Source organism: Pseudomonas entomophila L48 (assembly GCF_000026105.1).
Lineage (GTDB): Bacteria > Pseudomonadota > Gammaproteobacteria > Pseudomonadales > Pseudomonadaceae > Aquipseudomonas > Aquipseudomonas entomophila.
Genome location: NC_008027.1, coordinates 1034282 through 1051954 on the forward strand (window position 1 = coordinate 1034282; position 17673 = coordinate 1051954).

Genomic DNA, 17673 nt, shown 5'->3' on the forward strand with positions numbered 1-17673 from the left:
TGCGATGACGACCCCGTGGCCCCGCTCAGCCTGAAATTCAGTAGAAAGGGAGTTCACATGAGTTTTGCAACAGATGTGTCCAGAAGCCCTTGCGAGCGCAAGGTACATGACGTGGTGGGCATTGGCTTCGGCCCGTCGAACATCTCGCTGGCCATCGCCCTGCAGGAGTTGGCCCCGGAACTGTCGGTGGCCTTCGTCGACAGCGCCCCGGGCTTTGCCTGGCACAAAGGCATGCTGTTCAAGAACGCCACCATGCAGGTGTCGTTCCTCAAGGACCTGGTGAGCTTCCGCAACCCGCGCAGCCACTTCACCTTCGTCAACTACCTGCACAGCAAGGGCCGTATCGCGGCGTTCTGCAACAAGAAGGACTTCTTCCCCGGGCGCGTGGAGTTCCATGACTACCTGAGCTGGTGCGCGGCCGAGTTCAGCGAGCAAGTGTTCTATGGCCACCGGGTACTGCGCATCGCCGAAGGCGGTGTGGCAGACGACGGCGCGCCGCTGTTCCGGGTAGAGATGCAGGTTGGCGATACCACCACCTCGCTGCTGACCCGTTCGGTGGTGCATTCGCTGGGGCTGGAGCCGCAGATGCCGGACGATGTCCAGCCAGGCGAGCGCGTCACCCATGTGCACCACCTGCTGGCGCGGCTGCAGGACGCCGACTTGCCGGCGGACGGCCATTGCGTGGTGGTCGGCGGCGGGCAGAGCGCCGCCGAGGCGGTGGAGTACCTGCTCGAGACCTACCCGGCATTGCGGGTAACGGCGATTCACGCCCGCTACGGCTACACCCCCGCCGACGACAGCCCGTTCGTCAACGAGATCTTCGATGCCGAGGCCGTGGACGGCTTCCATGCGGCGCCGGCCCATGTGCGCAAGCACGTGCTGCGTACCCATGCCTCCACCAACTACGCCGCGGTCGACCTGGCGCTGATCGAGAAGCTCTACCGCCAATGGTACGACGACGAGGTCAGCGGCCAGCAGCGCCTGACCCTGGAGCGCCTGAGCCGGTTCCAGAAGGTGCAGGTGCAGGGCAACGGGTTGCAGGTGACGTTCGACCGGCAGCTGAGCGGCGAGGCGCATCAGGTCCACTGTGACTACCTGGTGTGCGCCACGGGCTTTCGCCCACGCAACATCGCCGACCTGCTGTGCGCGCCGCTGGCGTCGCGGCTGGTCAAGGAGGAGGGCGGCGCGCAGTTGTCGCGCCATTACCGCCTGGCCTTCAAGGGCGAGGCCGCGCCGTTGCTCTATTCCACCGGTGTCGCCGAAGGCTCCCACGGGCTGAGCGCGACGCTGATCTCCAACATGGCCATCCGTGCCGGCGAAATCGTCGGTGACCTGAAGACCACCTTGAGGCACAGGCAGTATGAAAAAGCCGTTTGATGTGATCATCGTGGGCGCAGGCATCGTCGGTGCGACCTGCTTCCATGTGCTGAGCCAGGCGGGCAAGCGCTGCCTGCTGCTCGACGAGAAACAACTGGCCTGTGGCATCACAGGGGCGTCGGGCTGCATCGTGCGGGTCACCCACGCCTCGCGCGAAGCCACGGCCGCGGCGGCCGAGGGTTACCGCTTCTACCAGCGACTGAGCGCAGGCTCGCAGGGGCGGGTGCCGTTCGCTCGCACGGGCTATCTGCACTTCGCCGAAGTGCCCGACCTGGACCGCATGCACCGTTGGCTGGCGGAGGAGGGCATCGGCGCCGAACTGCTCGATGCCCAGGCGCTGGCCACGCGTTTCCCGGCGTTGCCGATCAACGCCGAGCTGGCGCTGCTCGAACCTGGCTCGGGTTACATGGACGCCAGGCCGACCCTGGAGTACCTGGTAAAGGCAGGTATCACGCTGGGCGGTGTCTACCAAGACGCGGTCACCTTGCATGGCCTGCGGGTCGATGGCAGCGGCAGCCGGGTGGCCGGCGTGGACACTTCCAGCGGGGTCTTCGAGGCCGAACATGTGGTGCTGGCCATGGGCAATGGCACCCCTGACTTCCTCGCCCGCCACTTTGGCGATGCCTTCGGCCTGTGGAACCAGCACATCCAGGTCACCCGCTTCAAAGGCCCTGCCGCGCTGGCCACCGCGCCGTGTTTCATCGATGACGTCAACGACCTCAATGGGCGCTGGTGCCCGCTGACCGGTGGCTTCTACGTGGGCACCCCCACCGGCCTGCGAGTGCCGGCCAGCCAGGCCTATGCCGCGGCCAGCCCGGCCCATGCGCAACTGACCCGTGAACGTGGCGAGCGGCGCTTCCCCTGGCTACGCACGGCCAGTGCCGAAGGCGCGCTGTGCCACAGCGACTGCTACAGCGCTCAGCCCATCGCCCTGCTCGGCGAGCAGCCCGGGTTGCCCGGCGGTGTGCAGGTGGCGTCGGGCTTCAGTGGCGGTGGCTTCAAGATGGCGCCTTACGCCGCCATGCGTGTTGCCCGTGTGATCACTCAAGGATAGAGACCAGAACAATGAAAAAAATCAGCATGTTCGCGCCGGCCAAGCGCTTCTACAACGTCGACTCGCGTGCCGTTGATCTTGAAGGCACCAATATCAACCTGATGGGCTGCACGCTGGCACCGGGCCAGGAGAGCCAGCCGCACAACCACTTCGAGGACGAGCTGTTCGTCTTCACCGCGGGCCACGGCCTGGTGCGCACCGCCCAGGAAGTGCTCGAAGTGCACGCCGGTGATGCGGTGCATTGCCAGCGTTTCGAGCCCCATACCATTCGCAACCTGAGCGCCAGCGAGCCGTTGCAGTTCCACTCGCTGTACTGGGATGCCGGGCAGATGAACCCGGCCGAAGCGGAGCCGGTGCTCGACACGCTGATCTTCGCCACCCCGCCTACCCCTAATGGCGACCTGCACCTGGGGCACCTGTCGGGCCCCTACATCGCCGGCGACGTGCTCAAGCGTGTGCTGGCTGGCGCGGGCGCGCAGGTGTTCTACGGCAGCGGCCGCGACGACAACCAGACCTACGTGGTGACCTGCGCGGCCCGGGAAGGCTTCAGCCCCAGCGAGTGCGCCGACCATTACGCCGAGGCGATCCGCGAGACCTGGCAGGGTTACGGCATCGACATGGACTTTTTCATCACCCCGGACAACCAGGGTGAATATGCCGACTTCGTCCACCACTACCTGCAACGCTTGTACGACCAGGGTTTGATCTACGCCAAGGACACCCCGGTGTTCGTCGACAACCAGGGCAACGCGCTGCACGAAGCCTTCATCCACGGCGGTTGCCCGCATTGTGGCGAGAGCAGCGATGGCAATGCCTGCGAGGCCTGTGGCCAGCCGAACCAGTGCGTCGACCTGACCCAGCCGCGGGTCAAGCAGGATGGCCGGCAGCCGCAACTGAAGATCGAGACACGCTTGTTCTTCCGCCTGAGCGCGTTGGCTGATGAGCTGGCCAGCTATGTGCAGACGGCAAACATGCCGGCGCACGTCTACCAGCTGTGCCACACCATGCTCAGCCAAGGGCTGCCGGATATCTGCATCAGCCACCGCAGCGACTGGGGCATCCGCCATCGCCTGCCAGGGATGCAGGACCAGGTGGTGTACGTGTGGTTCGAGATGGCCTTCGGTTACCTGTGGGCCGCCAGCGAACTGCCGGGCGCCGAGGGTGATCGTGTCGCCAGGGCCGCGCAGCGTTACGCGGGGGCCATGGACATCGTCCACTGCTACGGTTTCGACAATGCCTACTACCACACCCTGCTGTTCCCGGCGGTGTACCTGGCGCTGGGGCTGACGCCGCCGCGTCACCATGTGGTCAATGAACTGCTCGACCTCAACGGCAGCAAGTTTTCCACCAGCCGCCGGCACCTGATCTGGGGCAAGGACTTCCTCACCGAGGCCGGGGCGGATTATGCCCGCATGGCGTTGATGCTGACCCGCCCCGAGGGGGTGCGGACCAACTTCACCGTGGACCAGGTCTGCGAGCGGATCAACGACTTGTTCGCCGACAAGCTGACCCACTGGGTGCAGCGCCTGCAGCAGCACGTCGCCCGGCAGGGGGGCCAGGTGCCTGAATCGGGAGCCTGGCTCAGCGACCAGAAGATCTACCACGGCGAACTGATGCAGTGGATGGCGGGCTACCGGCAGGCGGCAGCGACCCAGACCTTCTCGCCACGGCGCATGGCCGAGCAGGTGGCCCAGGTGATCGACCGGGCGTGGCGCTTCGGCCTGGCGCAGGAGCACCTGCTGGCGCCCGGGCAGCCCTTGTCCAACCATGCGCGCACCGCCGTGGCGCTGCTGGCGCTCACCGCGCGCTGGCTGGCTCACGCCACCACCCCGTTGATGCCGGGGCTGAGCCGCCAGCTGAACGAGGTGCTGAACATCGAGGCACAGGCCAACGACGCGGCCCAGGCCTGCACGTTCTTTGCCGGCAACCACGTACTGGCCCAGGGCGCCACGCTGGCGCTGCCCAAGCTGTCGCCAGAGGCACTGGCGCAACTGATGCCAGGCCGAGCGGGATGAGCCAGGTCTCGTCATTGCGCCCCGTCGGTATCGTCGGGCCGCTGAGCGGCGCGCGCGCGGCCTATGGGCAGTGGCTGCGTCGAGCCGCCGAAGGCACGACCTTGCCGCTGTTGTGGGCCGACGACGGTGCCGACCCGGCCATGGCGCAGGTGGCTGCGCGCTACCTGCTCGATGCCGGCGTGGAGGTGGTGATCGGCCACTTCAACAGCGAATGTGCCCGGGCGGCCGGGCGCCTCTACCAGGCGGCCGGCGTGCCTCTGCTGTTGCCCGCCGCCACGGCGCCGGACTTGTGCCGTGCCGTGGGGGCCTGGCGCCTCTGTGCCAGCGAGGAGCGGCAGGTGGTGGTGATGCTCGAGTACCTCGCCCGGCATGCCGGGCAGGTCGAGCCACTTTGGGCGCAGCCCGGGGCCTATGGCGAGCGGTTGGCCGGGGCACTGGGCGAAGGGTTGGGCGGGTTTAGCCTGTCGCGTGCCGGGCCCGTGGTCCACGGGCTGATGGGCTCGCACGTGGCGGTGGCGCGGGAGATCCAGCGCCGCGCCCAGCCCGGCGCGGTCTACCTGGTACCCGACGATTGCCTGATCGACGAGTTCGACAGCCTGCTGGCGGGCACCGGCGTGGTGACGTTGTGCCCGCACGCCACGCCGGACTTTGGTGAGTGCGTGGGCCTGGCGCTGCGCCTGGTCGAGGCGGCGCGGGCCGGCGGCCACGACCTGGACGGTTACCTGGACGCCCACCCCGACTTCGACCAGCGCCAGTACCGGCATGCCGACTACCGCATGGTGCGGCGTGAATACCCCATTGAATTGCCCCAGCATTTGGCCCGGCCATTGTAGGAGCGGCTTCAGCCGCGATCACCCGCAATGCGGGTGCCATGCACCGCGGTGCCTGCATCGCGGCTAAAGCCGCTCCTACAGAGGCAGTCGGCCTGGACCCTCACCCAGCAGGACACTTTGAACATGCAAATGCGCAAACCAATCACCATGGACCCGCCACGGCTTCTACCTGCCATCGGCGAGGGCAACCTTGCCACCGCCGATATCGACCTGATGCTGGAAGCGCTGCGCCAGGCGCTGAGCCGACCACGGGGCGAGCTGTCGGCCCCGGACGAAGCGTCGGCCATCAGCCGCGCCGTCGAACAGCGCGTTGGCCATTCCATCAGCGAGGCCGGCCTGGGGCTGCCGGCCGCGCTCGATGTGTTCGGCAGCCTGCTGGCACAACAGGGCGTGCCCACCGACCATCCTGGCTACCTCGCCTATATAGGTTCCGCGCCGACCCCGGCCGCCGCGCTGATGGACGGGCTGCTGTCGACCACTGGCATGATCGGCTCCGGCTGGCTGGGGGGCGCCGGGCTGATCTGGGCCGAGAACCAGGCCTTGCGCTGGCTGGCCGACCTGGCGCAGCTGCCGGGCGAGGCGGGCGGCTGTTTCGTCAGTGGCGGAACAGCCGGCAACTTCTCCGCGCTGGCGGCCGCCCGGCAGCGCTACCGCGAGCGCACGGGGCGGCGCGGCGGGCTCGTGCTGGCGGGCTTGGCCGCCCATGCCTCGATCGACGTCAGTGCCGGGCTGCTGGACCTTGAAAGGGTCGGCGTGGCTTGTGACGAACAGGGGCGGATGACGGCGGCGGGCCTGGCGCAAACCCTGGGCGAACTGGCCGCCGATGGCCGGCTGGAGCAGGTCGTGGCGATCGTTGCGGTGGCCGGTTCGACCAACGCGGGTCAGATCGACGACCTGCCAGGCGTAGGTACCATCGCGCGTCAGCAGGGCATCTGGTTCCACGTCGATGCCGCCTACGGTGGCGCGTTTCTTTGCGTCCCGCAGGTGCGCCCGCAGTTCCAGGGCATCGAACTGGCCGACTCGCTGATCATTGACCCGCACAAAGGCCTGTTCGTGCCCTATGACTGCTGTGCGCTGCTGTATGCACAGCCGCAACAGGCCATGCCGGCCTTCACCCAGGATGCCTCCTACCTGGACCAGATCAACGAGTCGCAACAGTTCAACCCCATGCACTACGCGTTTCACCTTTCCCGCCGCGCGCGGGGCGTGCCGTTGTGGTTCTCGCTGGTGGTGCATGGCAGCGACGCCTACCGGCATACCCTGGAACGCATCCTGGCGCTGACCGATAACTTGCGCCTGCGCATCGCCCGGCACCCACGGCTGGAGCTGATCGAGGCATCGGGGTTGAGCGTGATCCTGTTCAAGCGTCGTGGCTGGCAGGCGGCCGAGTATGACGCCTGGGCGCAGGACTGCCTGCGCGAAGGCATTGCCCTCGTGGTGCCGACGCGATGGCAGGGGGAAACGGTGATGCGCCTGTGCATCATGAACACCGGCCTGGACGAGGCGCGCTGCGATCGCTTGTTGGCGGGGTTGTAAGCAGAGGGCGTCTTCGTCATCGGCTATGCCCGCCCCGGCACTGACGCTAGACTGTCATCTTCTTCACAATCGGACAGGAGTCCCGGCGTGTCTCACCCCCGCAGTTTCCCCAGCGACCTGTGCCTCGACAGCCCACGCCTGCAGCTGCGCCCCATGCGCCATGGCGATGCGCAGCAGTGGCTGACCATCATGGCCGACCCGGAAGTGATGCGTTACTGGTACCACGCCCCCTGGCAGACCCTGGCCGAGGCCGAGAGTGCCCTGGCCGCCGACCGTGAAGCCTATGCCGCCGGCCAGATGCTCAAGCTGGGCATGTACCGCCGCGACAACGGCGAGCTGATCGGCATGGTCCAGTTGTTCAACCTGGAGGAGGGTTCGCGCCGTGGCGAGATCGGCTACTGCCTGGCCAAGTCCGCCCAGGGTCGCGGCTATATGGACGAGGCCCTGACCTGCTTCATCGACTACCTCGCTCATACCCTGCACCTGCGCCGTCTTGAAGCGGAGATCGACCCGCGCAACCTGGGTTCGGCGCGCACCCTCGAGCGTCAGGGCTTCGTCCTCGAAGGCACCTTGCGCGCGCGCTGGTGCGTGGCAGGGGAATTGTCCGATTCGGGGCTCTACGGGTTGCTGCTCGAACCGCCTGTGGCCTGATGCCCGATTGCGTCATGGACGCGCTTTTTGCTGTTGGATGGAGCCTTCGCTTTGCCTGCTTTCTATGTAACGTCCACGCTGTTGCTGTTCTTGCTGTGCCTGTGTTTCGACGCAATCCTGATGGGGGCCGACGGGCACATGCCGGCGCTGCAAGTCCTCCTCATGGGCCCTTGGGGGATCGCTTTCGGGCAATACCAGTGGTTCGCCAACCCACTGTTGGGGCTGGCAGTACTCGCCCATCGGCGTTTTCGCCGGCTGGCGCTCGGCGCCGGGGTCATCGCGCTGGGCCTGGCGCTCAGTTGCCTTGGCATCGAGCGGGTGCCGGACAACCGCAGCTATGACTTCCTGCCCCTGACCGGCTTTGGCGCCGGGTACTATCTGTGGACGCTGGCGATCCTGGTGTTCTGCCTGGGGCAGGCCTGGTGGTGCCGGAAGGTGCACTCGGCAATGGATGTACCGCGCTTGCGCTGGTTCGATGGCGTGCTGATCGTGGCCCTGGTGGCGACGATCTATGCGGGGACGCAGATGCCGAGCCTGCGCGTCCAGCCGACCAGTCATGCCGAGGCGATCGAGCAGGCCGAGGCGCACGGATCGTGAAGGCCTTGGTACCTGCAGCAGGGCCTTCATCGGGTTTGGAAAGCCAGGGGGGGCTGGGTTAAGGTCGCACCTTGTCCCGCTTCCACCAGGTGCCTCACTTGCCCGCTTTCTACCTGACCACCAGCCTGGCCCTGTACCTGCTGAGCCTGGCCTTCGATGGTGCCCTGATGGGCGCCGGGCGGCACATGCCGGCGTTGCAGATGCTGCTGTACGGCCCCTGGGGCATCGCCTTCGGGCTGTACCAGTGGTTCGCCAACCCGCTGCTGGCGCTGGCAATCCTTGCCCATCGGCGCTTCCGTCGGCTGGCGCTCATGTTCGGCCTGCTGGCGCTGTATCTGGCGGCCAGCAGCTTCGGCATCACTCGATTGCCAGACAACCAGAGCTACGCCTTCCAGGATGTGATCGGATTCGGTGCAGGCTTCTACCTGTGGTTACTGGCGTTCGTGCTGTTCTGCGTAGGGCAGGCCTGGTGGTGCTGGAAAGCACGTACGGCCGCTGACGTGCCGGGCTGGCGCTGGCTGGATGTGGTGTTGATCGCGGCGTTGGGCACGGCGCTGTATGTCGGCACCCAGATGCCCTCGCTGCGTTTCGAGCCGCACAAGGTGATCGCGCCGCCGGAGCAGCCGCGGGCGTTGTGACCGTGGTCAGGCGTGGCAAATTCCTTGACGGCACCGGCCTCTTCGCCGGCAAAGCCGGCTCCTACAGGTGCGGTGCCGTTCTTGAGGTTGTCGCGGTCCCTGTACCGACCATGCCCACCTCAAGCCTTGCGCGGTCTTTGTGGGAGCGGCCTTGCGTCGCGAAAGGGCTGCGCAGCGGCCCCAGGATCCCCGATTCGATGCAATGATCGCTGGGGCCGCTTTGCGGCCCTTTCGCGACGCAAGGCCGCTCCCACGGGGCAAACGTAAACTACAAATACTCTGCTAGACAGTTGCACCCACAGTGCTTGCGGCGCAACCGGCTCAGCGCGCCGTCCCCCATTGCACCACCAGCATCCCCACCACGATCAGCCCCACCCCCGCCAGGCGCGCCAGGTTCACCGGCCGCTCCGGCAACCCCATCAAGCCGAACTGGTCGATCAGCAGCGACGACAGCACCTGCCCGGCAATCACGCAGACGATGAACCCCGCCGCCCCCAGGCGCGGCGTGAGCACCAGCGCGGCGGTAATGTAGAGCACCCCGGCGACGCCGCCGAACCAGGCCCACCACGGTGCGTTCGCCAGCTGCTGCACCTGCGGCACGGGCGCGCGCATCAGCAGCAGGGCCGGCACCAGCATCAGCAGGCTGACCAGCAGTGACACCCCCGCCGCCCACAGCGGATGACCCAGAAGGCGCCCAAGGGCGGCATTGCTGCCTGCCTGGAACGGCACGGCGGCACCGGCCAGCAAGGCCACGAGCAAGGGCAGGGCGGCAAAGAGGGTAGCGGGCATGGGATGACTCCTGTTCAGTACCTGGCCCGAGTCTCGGTCATCCACTTGGATGATGGAAATTCGAATACCGTACAGGCTGTATTCGTGTGATGGATAGCGTTGCAGTGCTAGGCTGTGCGGCGTTCCCCGCGATAAGGAAGAGCCATGTTCAAGCATCACCTGATCGGCGCCGCCGCCCTGCTGGCCATGGCCGGCGCCCAGGCCGACGACTATTCGCCCACCTACACCCAATGCATGGACAAGGCCTCCAGCACCCTGGCCATGGGCGCCTGCATCCAGGCCGAAACCAAGCTGCAGGACGATCGGCTCAACCGGGTGTACAAGCAATTGATGAGCAAACTTGAACCTCAGCAGCAGAAGGATCTGCGCGAGGTGCAGCGCAGCTGGGTGAAGTACCGCGACGGCAACTGCGCATTCCACGGCACGCTGAGCAACGGCAGCCTCTACCGCATCGAAGGCGCGATGTGCCTGATGGACATGAGCAAGGACCGGGCCGCGGAGCTGGAGCGGGTGCTCAGCCCCGGTCAGTGATCGGGGCTATCCCTACCCCAACCTGTAGGAGCGGCTTTAGCCGCGATCACCCGCGAAGCGGGTGCCTGGCACCGTGTTGCCTGCATCGCGGCTGAAGCCGCTCCTACAAGTCGACGCGGTGCTGGCGGCGTGCCCTAGCCTTGAGGTACTCCCGCACCTCCACCCCATCCCCGGCAAACTCGATCCGCCCCGCCTTGGCCTCGCGCTGGTAGGCATACATCGGGTCGTAATACTCCTTGAGCAACCCCTCGATCCAGCCACGGTGCAGGCTGACATCGCCGCTGCGCAGCTGCTCGTCCAACGCCTGCCCCAGCAGCTCGGACAAGCGCTGGAAGCGTTCGCCACCCAGGCGCTTGTAGATATTGGCCATGCTCTGGCGCATGCGCTCGGCGAACAGTCGACGGCCGTCCTCTTCGCCATGCACCGCAACGAACTCGGCGCACAGGTTGGTCACGTAGTCGCGCAGGATGCGCTCGACGCGGTTGTCGAAAGCATCCTCCAACCACACCAGCGGATAGCGTTGCATCCCCTGGTACAGCCCCAGCGGCACCGTGCAGCTACCGACGATGCGCCCTTCGTCCTCCAGCACGAATTGCCCGATGCCCCGTGCACGCTTCTTCAGCATGTCGATGGCCAAGCCGTTCTCGAAATCGATCTGCGCCGGTTGCGCAGTGGCGCGTTTGCCGAAGCTCGAGCCACGGTGGTTGGCGTGGCCTTCGAGGTCCAACACGTTGTCCAGCTGCTGCAGCACGTCGGTCTTGCCGGTACCGGTCAGGCCCCCCAGCAGCACGAAGTCGCACTGCTCGACCGCCTGTTGCGTGGTGTCCAGCAGGAACGTGCGCATGGCCTTGTAGCCACCGACCACCTTCGGGTACTGGATGCCAGCCTCCTTGAGCCAACCCTGAACGATCTGCGAACGCAGCCCGCCCCGGAAGCAGTAGAGGTAACCGTCGGGATGGGCCTGGGCGAAGGCCGCCCAGGCCTCCAGGCGCTGCTGCTTGAGCGCGCCGTTGACTAGTTGATGGCCCAGGGCGATGGCGGCGGACTGGCCCTGCTGCTTGAAGCAGGTGCCGACCTTCTGCCGCTCCTGGTCGTTCATCAGCGGCAGGTTGACGACGCCGGGGAAGGCGCCCTTGGTGAATTCGATCGGCGCGCGCATGTCCATCATGGGCACGTCGTCGAGGAACAGCGTGTTGAAATCGGTGCAGTCGGGGCGCATCAGATCACCTCGACCGCGTGGCTCTGTCGCTCGACCAGCGCGCCGATCGGCGCAAGGGCCAGGCCCAGTTCTTTTGCCACGGCGAGGAATTCGGCCTCGCCCTCCGGGGTGACCGCCACCAGCAGGCCACCGCTGGTCTGCGGGTCGCACAGCAGGTGTTTCTGGTCGTCGGTCAGGGCACCGAGCTTGTGGCCGTAGCTGTCGAAGTTGCGCAGGGTACCGCCGGGGATACAGCCCTCGGCCAGGTAGTAGTCGACGCTGGGCAGGCGTGGCACGGCATCGAACTCAAGGCGCGCGGTCAGGCCGCTGCCTTCGGCGACTTCGACCAGGTGGCCGAGCAGGCCGAAGCCGGTGACGTCGGTCATCGCGGCCACGCCGTCGAGCTTGCCAAAGCGGCTGCCGGGGGTGTTGAGGGTGCACATCCAGTCGCGGGCCAGGCCCTGGTCCTGCTCGCGCAGCTTGGCCTTCTTCTCGGCAGTGGTGAGGATGCCGATGCCCAGCGGCTTGGTCAGGTAGAGCTTGCAGCCGACGCTGGCGGTGTCGTTGCGCTTGAGGTGGCGCTTGCTCACCACGCCGGTCACGGCCAGGCCGAAGATTGGTTCGGGGGCGTCGATGGAGTGCCCGCCCGCCAGGGGGATGCCAGCTTCGGCGCACACTGCACGGCCGCCACGGATCACCTCGCGGGCAACCTCCGGCGGCAGCACATTGACCGGCCAGCCGAGGATGGCGATGGCCATCAGCGGGTCGCCGCCCATGGCATAGATGTCGCTGATGGCGTTGGTGGCGGCGATGCGGCCGAAGTCGTACGGGTCGTCGACGATGGGCATGAAGAAGTCGGTGGTAGAGACCACCCCGCGCTCGTCATCCAGGGCGTAGACCGCGGCGTCGTCGCGCGAGGCGTTGCCCACCCACAGCTTGGGGTCGAGTGCCTGGGTGCCGCTTTCGGCGAGGATCACATCCAGCACTTTCGGGGAAATCTTGCAGCCGCAGCCAGCGCCGTGGCTGTACTGTGTCAGACGAATCGGCTCGCTCATACGCACCTCGGATTTTCGTGATGGGCGATTGTAGCAAAGCTGGCCTTTGCGCCTGTGCCTCTTATACTTGCCCCGATCAGCGCATTGGCTGCGGGGCGCTGTGGGCGCGGGCTTGCCCCGCGATGCAATCTCGACTTCTTCCCCGCCCTTGAATCGGAGACACCCCATGTTCAAACGCCCACTGGCACTGGCTGCCGGCCTCGTGCTGTCATGCTGCGCCGTTGTCGCCCAGGCCGCCGACGTACTGCGTGTCAGCGCCATTCCCGACGAAGCGCCGACCGAGCTGCTGCGTAAGTTCAAGCCGTTGGGCGAGTACCTCTCTGAGCAGTTGGGCATGGAGGTGAAATTCGTACCGGTGGCCGACTACCCGGCCGTGGTCGAGTCGCTGGCCAGCGACCGCCTCGACCTGGCCTGGCTGGGCGGCTTCACCTTCGTCCAGGTGCACTTGAAAGACCCCAAGGCCACGCCGCTGGTGCAGCGTGAGCAGGACGCCAAGTTCACCTCCAAGTTCATCACTGCCAACCCGGACGTGAAGAGCCTGGCTGATCTTAAAGGCAAGACCTTCGCCTTCGGTTCGATCTCGTCCACCTCCGGCAGCCTGATGCCGCGTTACTTCATGCTCAAGAACGACAACATCAAGCCCGAGGCGTACTTCAGCCGCGTCGCCTACTCCGGCGCCCACGACGCTACCGCCGCCTGGGTCCAGGCCGGCAAGGCCGATGCCGGCGTGCTCAACGCCAGCGTCTGGGACAAGCTGGTCGCCGCCGGCAAGGTCGACACCAGCAAGGTGAAAGTCTTCGCCACCACGCCGGAGTACTTCGACTACAACTGGACCGTGCGCGGCAACATGGACCCGGCGCTCAAGGAGAAGATCAAGCAGGCATTCCTGCAGCTTGACCCGGCCAACCCCGAGCACAAGGCGATCCTCGACCTGCAGGCTGCCAGCCGGTTCATCGAAACCAAACCGGAAAACTACGCAGGCACCGAACAGGCCGCGCGCGAGGCCGGCCTGCTCAAGTGAGTATCCGTCTCCAGGAGGCCGGCCTGCGCCATGGCCAGGTCCAGGCCCTGAACAACGTGGACCTGCAAATCGGCAAAGGTGAGCGGGTCGCGATCATCGGCCCTTCGGGGGCCGGCAAGTCGAGCCTGCTGCACCTGATGGCCACCGCCGTGCGGCCCAGCGCCGGGCAACTGGACCTGCTGGGCGAACAGCCCTGGTTGCTGACGTCCGGCGCTCGCCAGCGCTTGCGGGCTCGGGTTGGCCTGGTGCACCAGGCGCCGCCGTTGCCGCCCCGCCAGCGCGTGGTCACCGCGGTGCTGGCGGGGCGCCTGGGGCAGTGGGGCACGCTTCGTGGTTTGCTCAACCTGATCCACCCCAGCGACGTGCCCGGCGCCCGCGAGGTGCTGGCCGAGCTGGGCATGGTCGACAAGCTGTTCGTGCAGTGTGGGCAGCTGTCCGGTGGCCAGTTGCAGCGGGTCGGCATCGCCCGTGCGCTGTACCAGCAGCCTGAAGTGCTGCTGACCGACGAGCCGGTCTCGGCCATGGACCCGGTGCTCGCCGACCACAGCCTGGCTTTGCTCAATCGTCATGCCCAGGCCCATGGGGTGACGCTGGTGGCCAGCCTGCATGCGGTGGAGCTGGCCCTGGCGCACTTCCCAAGAATCATTGGTATTCGCGCCGGTGAAGTCGCCTTCGATTGTCCCGCCGAGGCTGTCACCCCAACCATGCTCGATGCGCTCTACGCCAATGAGCAACTGGGCTCTCCGGTCGTGCCGACAGCGACCGTGCTGGTGCAGATTCCAAGATGCTGAGTGCCGACCGCCGCGACCCTGCGGCACTCCCGAGATTGCTGTTGACGTTGGTATGCCTGGCCCTGTTGTGGCCGGGGTTGCAGTTGAGCGAGCTCGACCCCGGCGTGCTGTTTCATGCCGAGAACCGCAAACAGATGGCCAGTTTCGTCGGCGCGTTCTGGCCACCGGCCCATGATGCCGACTTCCTCGCATTGCTGTTCGAGGCCACGATGCAGACCTTGGCCGTGGCCACGGCGGGCATGACCCTGGCGCTATTGCTGGCCGTGCCCGCGAGCCTGCTGGCCAGCCGCGCGCTGTCGCTGCGGGCGGCGTCGACCGCTGGCCGGTTGGGGTTGTGGTCGCGAACCTTACGCCTGCCGGTGCGTGGCGTTTTGATCTTCCTGCGCAGCGTGCCCGAGATCGTCTGGGCGCTGCTGTTCGTGCGCGCCGTGGGCCTGGGGCCGACGGCCGGGGTGCTGGCCATCGCCATTACCTACAGCGGCATGCTCGGCAAGGTGTACGCAGAGATCTTCGAATCGGTGGACCAGCGCCCGGCCCATGCGTTGTTGCAGGCGGGCAGCGGGCGGTTGTCCGCGTTCTTCTATGGGATCCTGCCCCAGGCTTCGACCGAGGTGGTGTCCTACACCGTCTACCGCTGGGAATGCGCCGTGCGCGCCTCGGTTGTGATGGGCTTCGTTGGTGCTGGCGGCCTGGGCCAGCAGATCGACCTGTCGATGCGCATGTTCGCCGGTGCCGAGGTGGCGAGCATGTTGCTGACGTTCCTGTTGCTGGTGGTGCTGGCCGACCTGCTCAGCCGCTTCTTGCGTGGGAGGCTGGCATGAACCGGGTGATCAACGGGCTAGTGATCGTCGCGATCCTGATGGCGGTGGTGGCATCGTTCGCCTATCTGGAGCTCGACCTTGCCGCGGTGGTCGGTAATGGCGGGGTGGCGCAGATGGGCGAGTATGCCGCGCGTTTCCTGCATCCGGACCTGTCCGCCGAGCACTTGCGTGCGGTCGGGCGCGGGGCGTTGGAGACGCTGGCGATGTCCGGGCTGGGCACGTTGCTGGCGATGGTGCTGGGAATGCTGCTGGCGCTGCCCGCCGCAGGCCGTTTCGGCTGGCCGCTGCAAGGGGCGGCGCGGTTGCTGCTTAACGGGTTGCGGGCGATTCCCGAGCTGGTCTGGGCGGCGTTGACCGTGCTCGCGGCCGGCCTTGGGCCCAACGCCGGTACCCTGGCGCTGGCGCTGCACACGGCTGGTGTGCTGGGTCGCTTGTTTGCCGAAGCGTTGGAGAATGCGCCACCGGAGCCGGCCGAGGCTATTCGTTTACAAGGTGGTAGTCAGGTCGCGGCGTTCTGTTTCGGCACCTTGCCCAACCTCTGGCCGCAGTTGCTGGCGTACAGCTTGTATCGGTGGGAGAACAACATCCGCATGGCCAGCGTGCTGGGCTTTGTCGGCGCGGGTGGGTTGGGGCAGATGCTGTATGCGACCCTGAGCCTGTTCCAGGAAGCGCAGGCCAGCACGGTGATCATCGCCATGCTGGTGTTGGTGCTGGTGGTGGATGCGCTGAGTGATGTATTGCGCCAGCGCTTTGTAAGGGCCTAGGTGTTATCCCTGTAGGAGCCGGCTTTGCCGGCGAACACCGGCGTCAGCCGGTGCCATGCACCGCGCTGCCGGGTTCGCCAGCAAGGCTGGCTCCTACGGTATGGCGTTTGCCGCAGACACCTGCTCCCCCCGCTGCATCGATTCCAGGTTGCGCTCGATGGTCTCGCAGATCGTATCCATTGGAATCTGATGCTCACTGAAGCGGAACGGACTCTGCAGGTCGGTGCCGATCCGCTCGATGGCCAGCAGCATGAACCCCACCACCGTCGACGCCAGCGGCGTGAACCACCCCAGCGACTCCACCAGCCCCACCGGCACGATCAGGCAGAACAGCGTGATGAACAGCCGCGGAAAATACACATAAGGGTAGGGCAGTGGCGTGTTGGCGATCCGCTCCATGCCGCCCTGGGCATTGGACAGGTCCACCAGCGTCGCCTCCAGCCGCGCCAGGCGGATGCTGTCCAGGCGTCCGGCCTGGTACTCCCGGGCCAGCAACGCCGCCGAGCCACTGAGGAGGTCGTTGGCGAAGTTGTTCGAGCGATTGCGCCGCTCGAACTCCTGAGGCGGGATGAAGGCCATCAGTTCATCCGGGCACGGCTCCCCCTTCAAGTGAGCCGCCAGGCAGTTCACATAGGCGATATGGCGGCGCAACAACGTCGCCTTGACGGGGTTCGGCCCATCGGCCGGGTCATCGACCAGCGTCAGCACCTGCCGGGCGAAGCTGCGTGAACCGTTCACCAGCGCCCCCCACAACGTGCGCGCCTCCCACCAGCGGTTGTAGGCGCTGCTGTTGCGAAAACTCACCAGCACCACCAGTGCCGACCCCAGCAGGGTGAGCGGGATCAGCGGCAGGGTGAACTTGCTGTTGAAGAACAGCATGAAGTCGATGGTGACCAGCACGTCCCAGATCAGCAGCCAGAACAACGACCAGCCGATGTAGCCGATGGTCTTGACCACCAGGCGGTATTTGCGGGCGAGGAGGGCTTTCACGTGGGGGGAATCTCGAAGGGAAGATGTAGGTTCCGACGTTCGAGCAAGGGCAAGGTTCGGTAGGTGTCTTAGCAGGGTGTAACGTAAGTTTTCTGACCGAACGTTGAGAATAGGCCTATGGCAAGCGGTACAGAGTCTCAGACGGTGATGGCCTAGGCTCGTTGCTCATTCATTGTGCACGGTAGGCAACCATGGCTTGCGAACCGACCCCTTTCGACATAGTTGATCTGCTGGACTCTGACGAGGCGATACAGGAATACCTGTCACAGGTCCTGGCCGACGGTGACGTGGAAGAAATCATCCAAGCTCAGGCTCATGTTCAGACTGCCCGTGCGCGAAACGCTGGCTCCTAGAAGAAACGCGATCCCTGTAGGAGCGGGCTTGTCCCGCGATGGGCTGCAAAGCAGCCCCAGCCCAGGCGGTATTGAACATAGGCAACCCGCATCAGTGTCAGCTCAACATTTGCCTCATCTGCACCAGCGCCACTCTGGCCCCGTCCGGTGCCCGTCGTTCCTCGATCCCAAATGGCACGAAACCCAGCTGTGGATAAAGCAGCAATCCCGCCGTGTTGTGGTTGAAGCATGACACCCATACCTCCCGAGCCGCGAACTGTTCACGCGCCAGCCCGATCATGCTCTGCACCAGGTATCGAGCCACGCCCCGGCCCCGGGCCGTCGGTGCCACCACGACATTGCCCAGCGCGCAGATACCGCCTTGTTCAGCCTTGTAGAAATTGGCGAAGCCAACGATCACACCATCGGCCTCAACGACCGTGGAACCGCTGCGCTGGGCAATGGCTTCGCTCAATTGCTCGGGTGTCAGTGGGTAGGTGGCTTTGGGAAACATGTAGAACAGCTCGTCCGAGCCTTGAGGAAAGCTGCAGATGGCGGGGATATCTGTGGCTTGTACTGGGCGATGGGTCAGAGACATGGCAGGCCGTATTTTTGAGGTTTTGCGCCAGCTTAGCCTTGGTGCTTGGCTTCTGGTACCTGCCGAGTTTCGCGCTGGACGG

General features: G+C 65.9%; 18 protein-coding genes and 1 pseudogene. 14 read left to right on the forward strand and 5 right to left on the reverse strand.

Annotated elements, in window-relative coordinates:
- The first annotated feature begins 57 nt into the window (after positions 1-57).
- The 8 genes from PSEEN_RS04550 to PSEEN_RS04585 all read left to right on the forward strand — a co-directional run bounded on the left by PSEEN_RS04550 (position 58) and on the right by PSEEN_RS04585 (position 8701).
- Positions 58-1377 (forward strand): lysine N(6)-hydroxylase/L-ornithine N(5)-oxygenase family protein, encoded by a 1320-nt coding sequence (locus PSEEN_RS04550; RefSeq protein WP_011532310.1) that lies wholly within the window; start codon positions 58-60, stop codon positions 1375-1377.
- Positions 1361-2431 (forward strand): NAD(P)/FAD-dependent oxidoreductase, encoded by a 1071-nt coding sequence (locus PSEEN_RS04555; RefSeq protein ID WP_011532311.1) that lies wholly within the window; start codon positions 1361-1363, stop codon positions 2429-2431. Before PSEEN_RS04550 ends, PSEEN_RS04555 begins: the two co-directional genes overlap by 17 nt.
- Positions 2432-2442: 11 nt before the next feature.
- Positions 2443-4446: a class I tRNA ligase family protein gene (locus PSEEN_RS04560; protein ID WP_044487711.1), complete on the forward strand. Its 2004-nt coding sequence runs from the start codon at positions 2443-2445 to the stop codon at positions 4444-4446.
- Positions 4443-5279: an ABC transporter substrate-binding protein gene (locus PSEEN_RS04565; protein ID WP_011532313.1), complete on the forward strand. Its 837-nt coding sequence runs from the start codon at positions 4443-4445 to the stop codon at positions 5277-5279. Before PSEEN_RS04560 ends, PSEEN_RS04565 begins: the two co-directional genes overlap by 4 nt.
- A 123-nt stretch (positions 5280-5402) precedes the next feature.
- On the forward strand, positions 5403-6815 hold the full coding sequence (locus tag PSEEN_RS04570) for a pyridoxal phosphate-dependent decarboxylase family protein (RefSeq protein WP_158020230.1): 1413 nt from the start codon (positions 5403-5405) through the stop codon (positions 6813-6815).
- Between the two features lie 87 nt (positions 6816-6902).
- The gene (locus PSEEN_RS04575) at positions 6903-7466 is read left to right on the forward strand and encodes a GNAT family N-acetyltransferase (RefSeq protein ID WP_011532315.1); all 564 of its coding nucleotides are present in this window, start codon (positions 6903-6905) and stop codon (positions 7464-7466) included.
- Between the two features lie 51 nt (positions 7467-7517).
- Positions 7518-8063, forward strand: coding sequence for a hypothetical protein (locus tag PSEEN_RS04580; protein ID WP_044487713.1), 546 nt, complete (start codon positions 7518-7520; stop codon positions 8061-8063).
- A gap of 98 nt (positions 8064-8161) precedes the next feature.
- Positions 8162-8701, forward strand: a complete 540-nt coding sequence (locus PSEEN_RS04585; RefSeq protein WP_044487715.1) for a hypothetical protein — start codon at positions 8162-8164, stop codon at positions 8699-8701.
- Positions 8702-9022: 321 nt separating this feature from the next.
- Here the strand turns inward: PSEEN_RS04585 and PSEEN_RS04590 are convergent, their stop codons facing one another.
- Positions 9023-9490, reverse strand: coding sequence for a DMT family transporter (locus tag PSEEN_RS04590; RefSeq protein ID WP_011532318.1), 468 nt, complete (start codon positions 9488-9490; stop codon positions 9023-9025).
- Between the two features lie 144 nt (positions 9491-9634).
- On the opposite strand from PSEEN_RS04590, the gene PSEEN_RS04595 reads away from it, so the two are divergent.
- Positions 9635-10021, forward strand: coding sequence for a lysozyme inhibitor LprI family protein (locus tag PSEEN_RS04595; protein ID WP_011532319.1), 387 nt, complete (start codon positions 9635-9637; stop codon positions 10019-10021).
- A 103-nt stretch (positions 10022-10124) separates the two neighbouring features.
- Here PSEEN_RS04595 and mnmH read toward each other — a convergent pair whose 3' ends face one another.
- Both mnmH and selD read right to left on the reverse strand, forming a co-directional pair.
- Positions 10125-11240: a tRNA 2-selenouridine(34) synthase MnmH gene (gene mnmH / locus PSEEN_RS04600; protein ID WP_011532320.1), complete on the reverse strand. Its 1116-nt coding sequence runs from the start codon at positions 11238-11240 to the stop codon at positions 10125-10127.
- Complete coding sequence (gene selD / locus PSEEN_RS04605; protein ID WP_011532321.1) at positions 11240-12274, reverse strand: selenide, water dikinase SelD; 1035 nt, start codon at positions 12272-12274, stop codon at positions 11240-11242. The genes mnmH and selD overlap by 1 nt, the downstream gene beginning before the upstream one ends.
- 166 nt (positions 12275-12440) lie before the next feature.
- On the opposite strand from selD, the gene PSEEN_RS04610 reads away from it, so the two are divergent.
- The 4 genes from PSEEN_RS04610 to phnE are packed head-to-tail and all read left to right on the forward strand — an operon-like array spanning position 12441 to position 15671.
- On the forward strand, positions 12441-13295 hold the full coding sequence (locus PSEEN_RS04610; protein WP_011532322.1) for a putative selenate ABC transporter substrate-binding protein: 855 nt from the start codon (positions 12441-12443) through the stop codon (positions 13293-13295).
- Positions 13292-14086: a phosphonate ABC transporter ATP-binding protein gene (locus PSEEN_RS04615; protein ID WP_011532323.1), complete on the forward strand. Its 795-nt coding sequence runs from the start codon at positions 13292-13294 to the stop codon at positions 14084-14086. The genes PSEEN_RS04610 and PSEEN_RS04615 overlap by 4 nt, the downstream gene beginning before the upstream one ends.
- Complete coding sequence (locus PSEEN_RS04620; protein WP_011532324.1) at positions 14080-14907, forward strand: PhnE/PtxC family ABC transporter permease; 828 nt, start codon at positions 14080-14082, stop codon at positions 14905-14907. The genes PSEEN_RS04615 and PSEEN_RS04620 overlap by 7 nt, the downstream gene beginning before the upstream one ends.
- A complete protein-coding gene (phnE, locus tag PSEEN_RS04625; RefSeq protein ID WP_011532325.1) occupies positions 14904-15671 on the forward strand; it encodes a phosphonate ABC transporter, permease protein PhnE in 768 nt (255 codons plus the stop codon). Before PSEEN_RS04620 ends, phnE begins: the two co-directional genes overlap by 4 nt.
- 93 nt (positions 15672-15764) lie before the next feature.
- Here phnE and PSEEN_RS04630 read toward each other — a convergent pair whose 3' ends face one another.
- Positions 15765-16661 (reverse strand): bestrophin family protein, encoded by an 897-nt coding sequence (locus PSEEN_RS04630; protein ID WP_011532326.1) that lies wholly within the window; start codon positions 16659-16661, stop codon positions 15765-15767.
- 191 nt (positions 16662-16852) lie between these two features.
- Here PSEEN_RS04630 and PSEEN_RS27160 point away from each other — a divergent pair.
- Positions 16853-16993, forward strand: a pseudogene (locus tag PSEEN_RS27160) (helix-turn-helix domain-containing transcriptional regulator); the annotation flags it as partial.
- A gap of 118 nt (positions 16994-17111) precedes the next feature.
- Here the strand turns inward: PSEEN_RS27160 and PSEEN_RS04635 are convergent.
- A complete protein-coding gene (locus PSEEN_RS04635) occupies positions 17112-17591 on the reverse strand; it encodes a GNAT family N-acetyltransferase (RefSeq protein ID WP_011532327.1) in 480 nt (159 codons plus the stop codon).
- Positions 17592-17673: the final 82 nt, after the last annotated feature.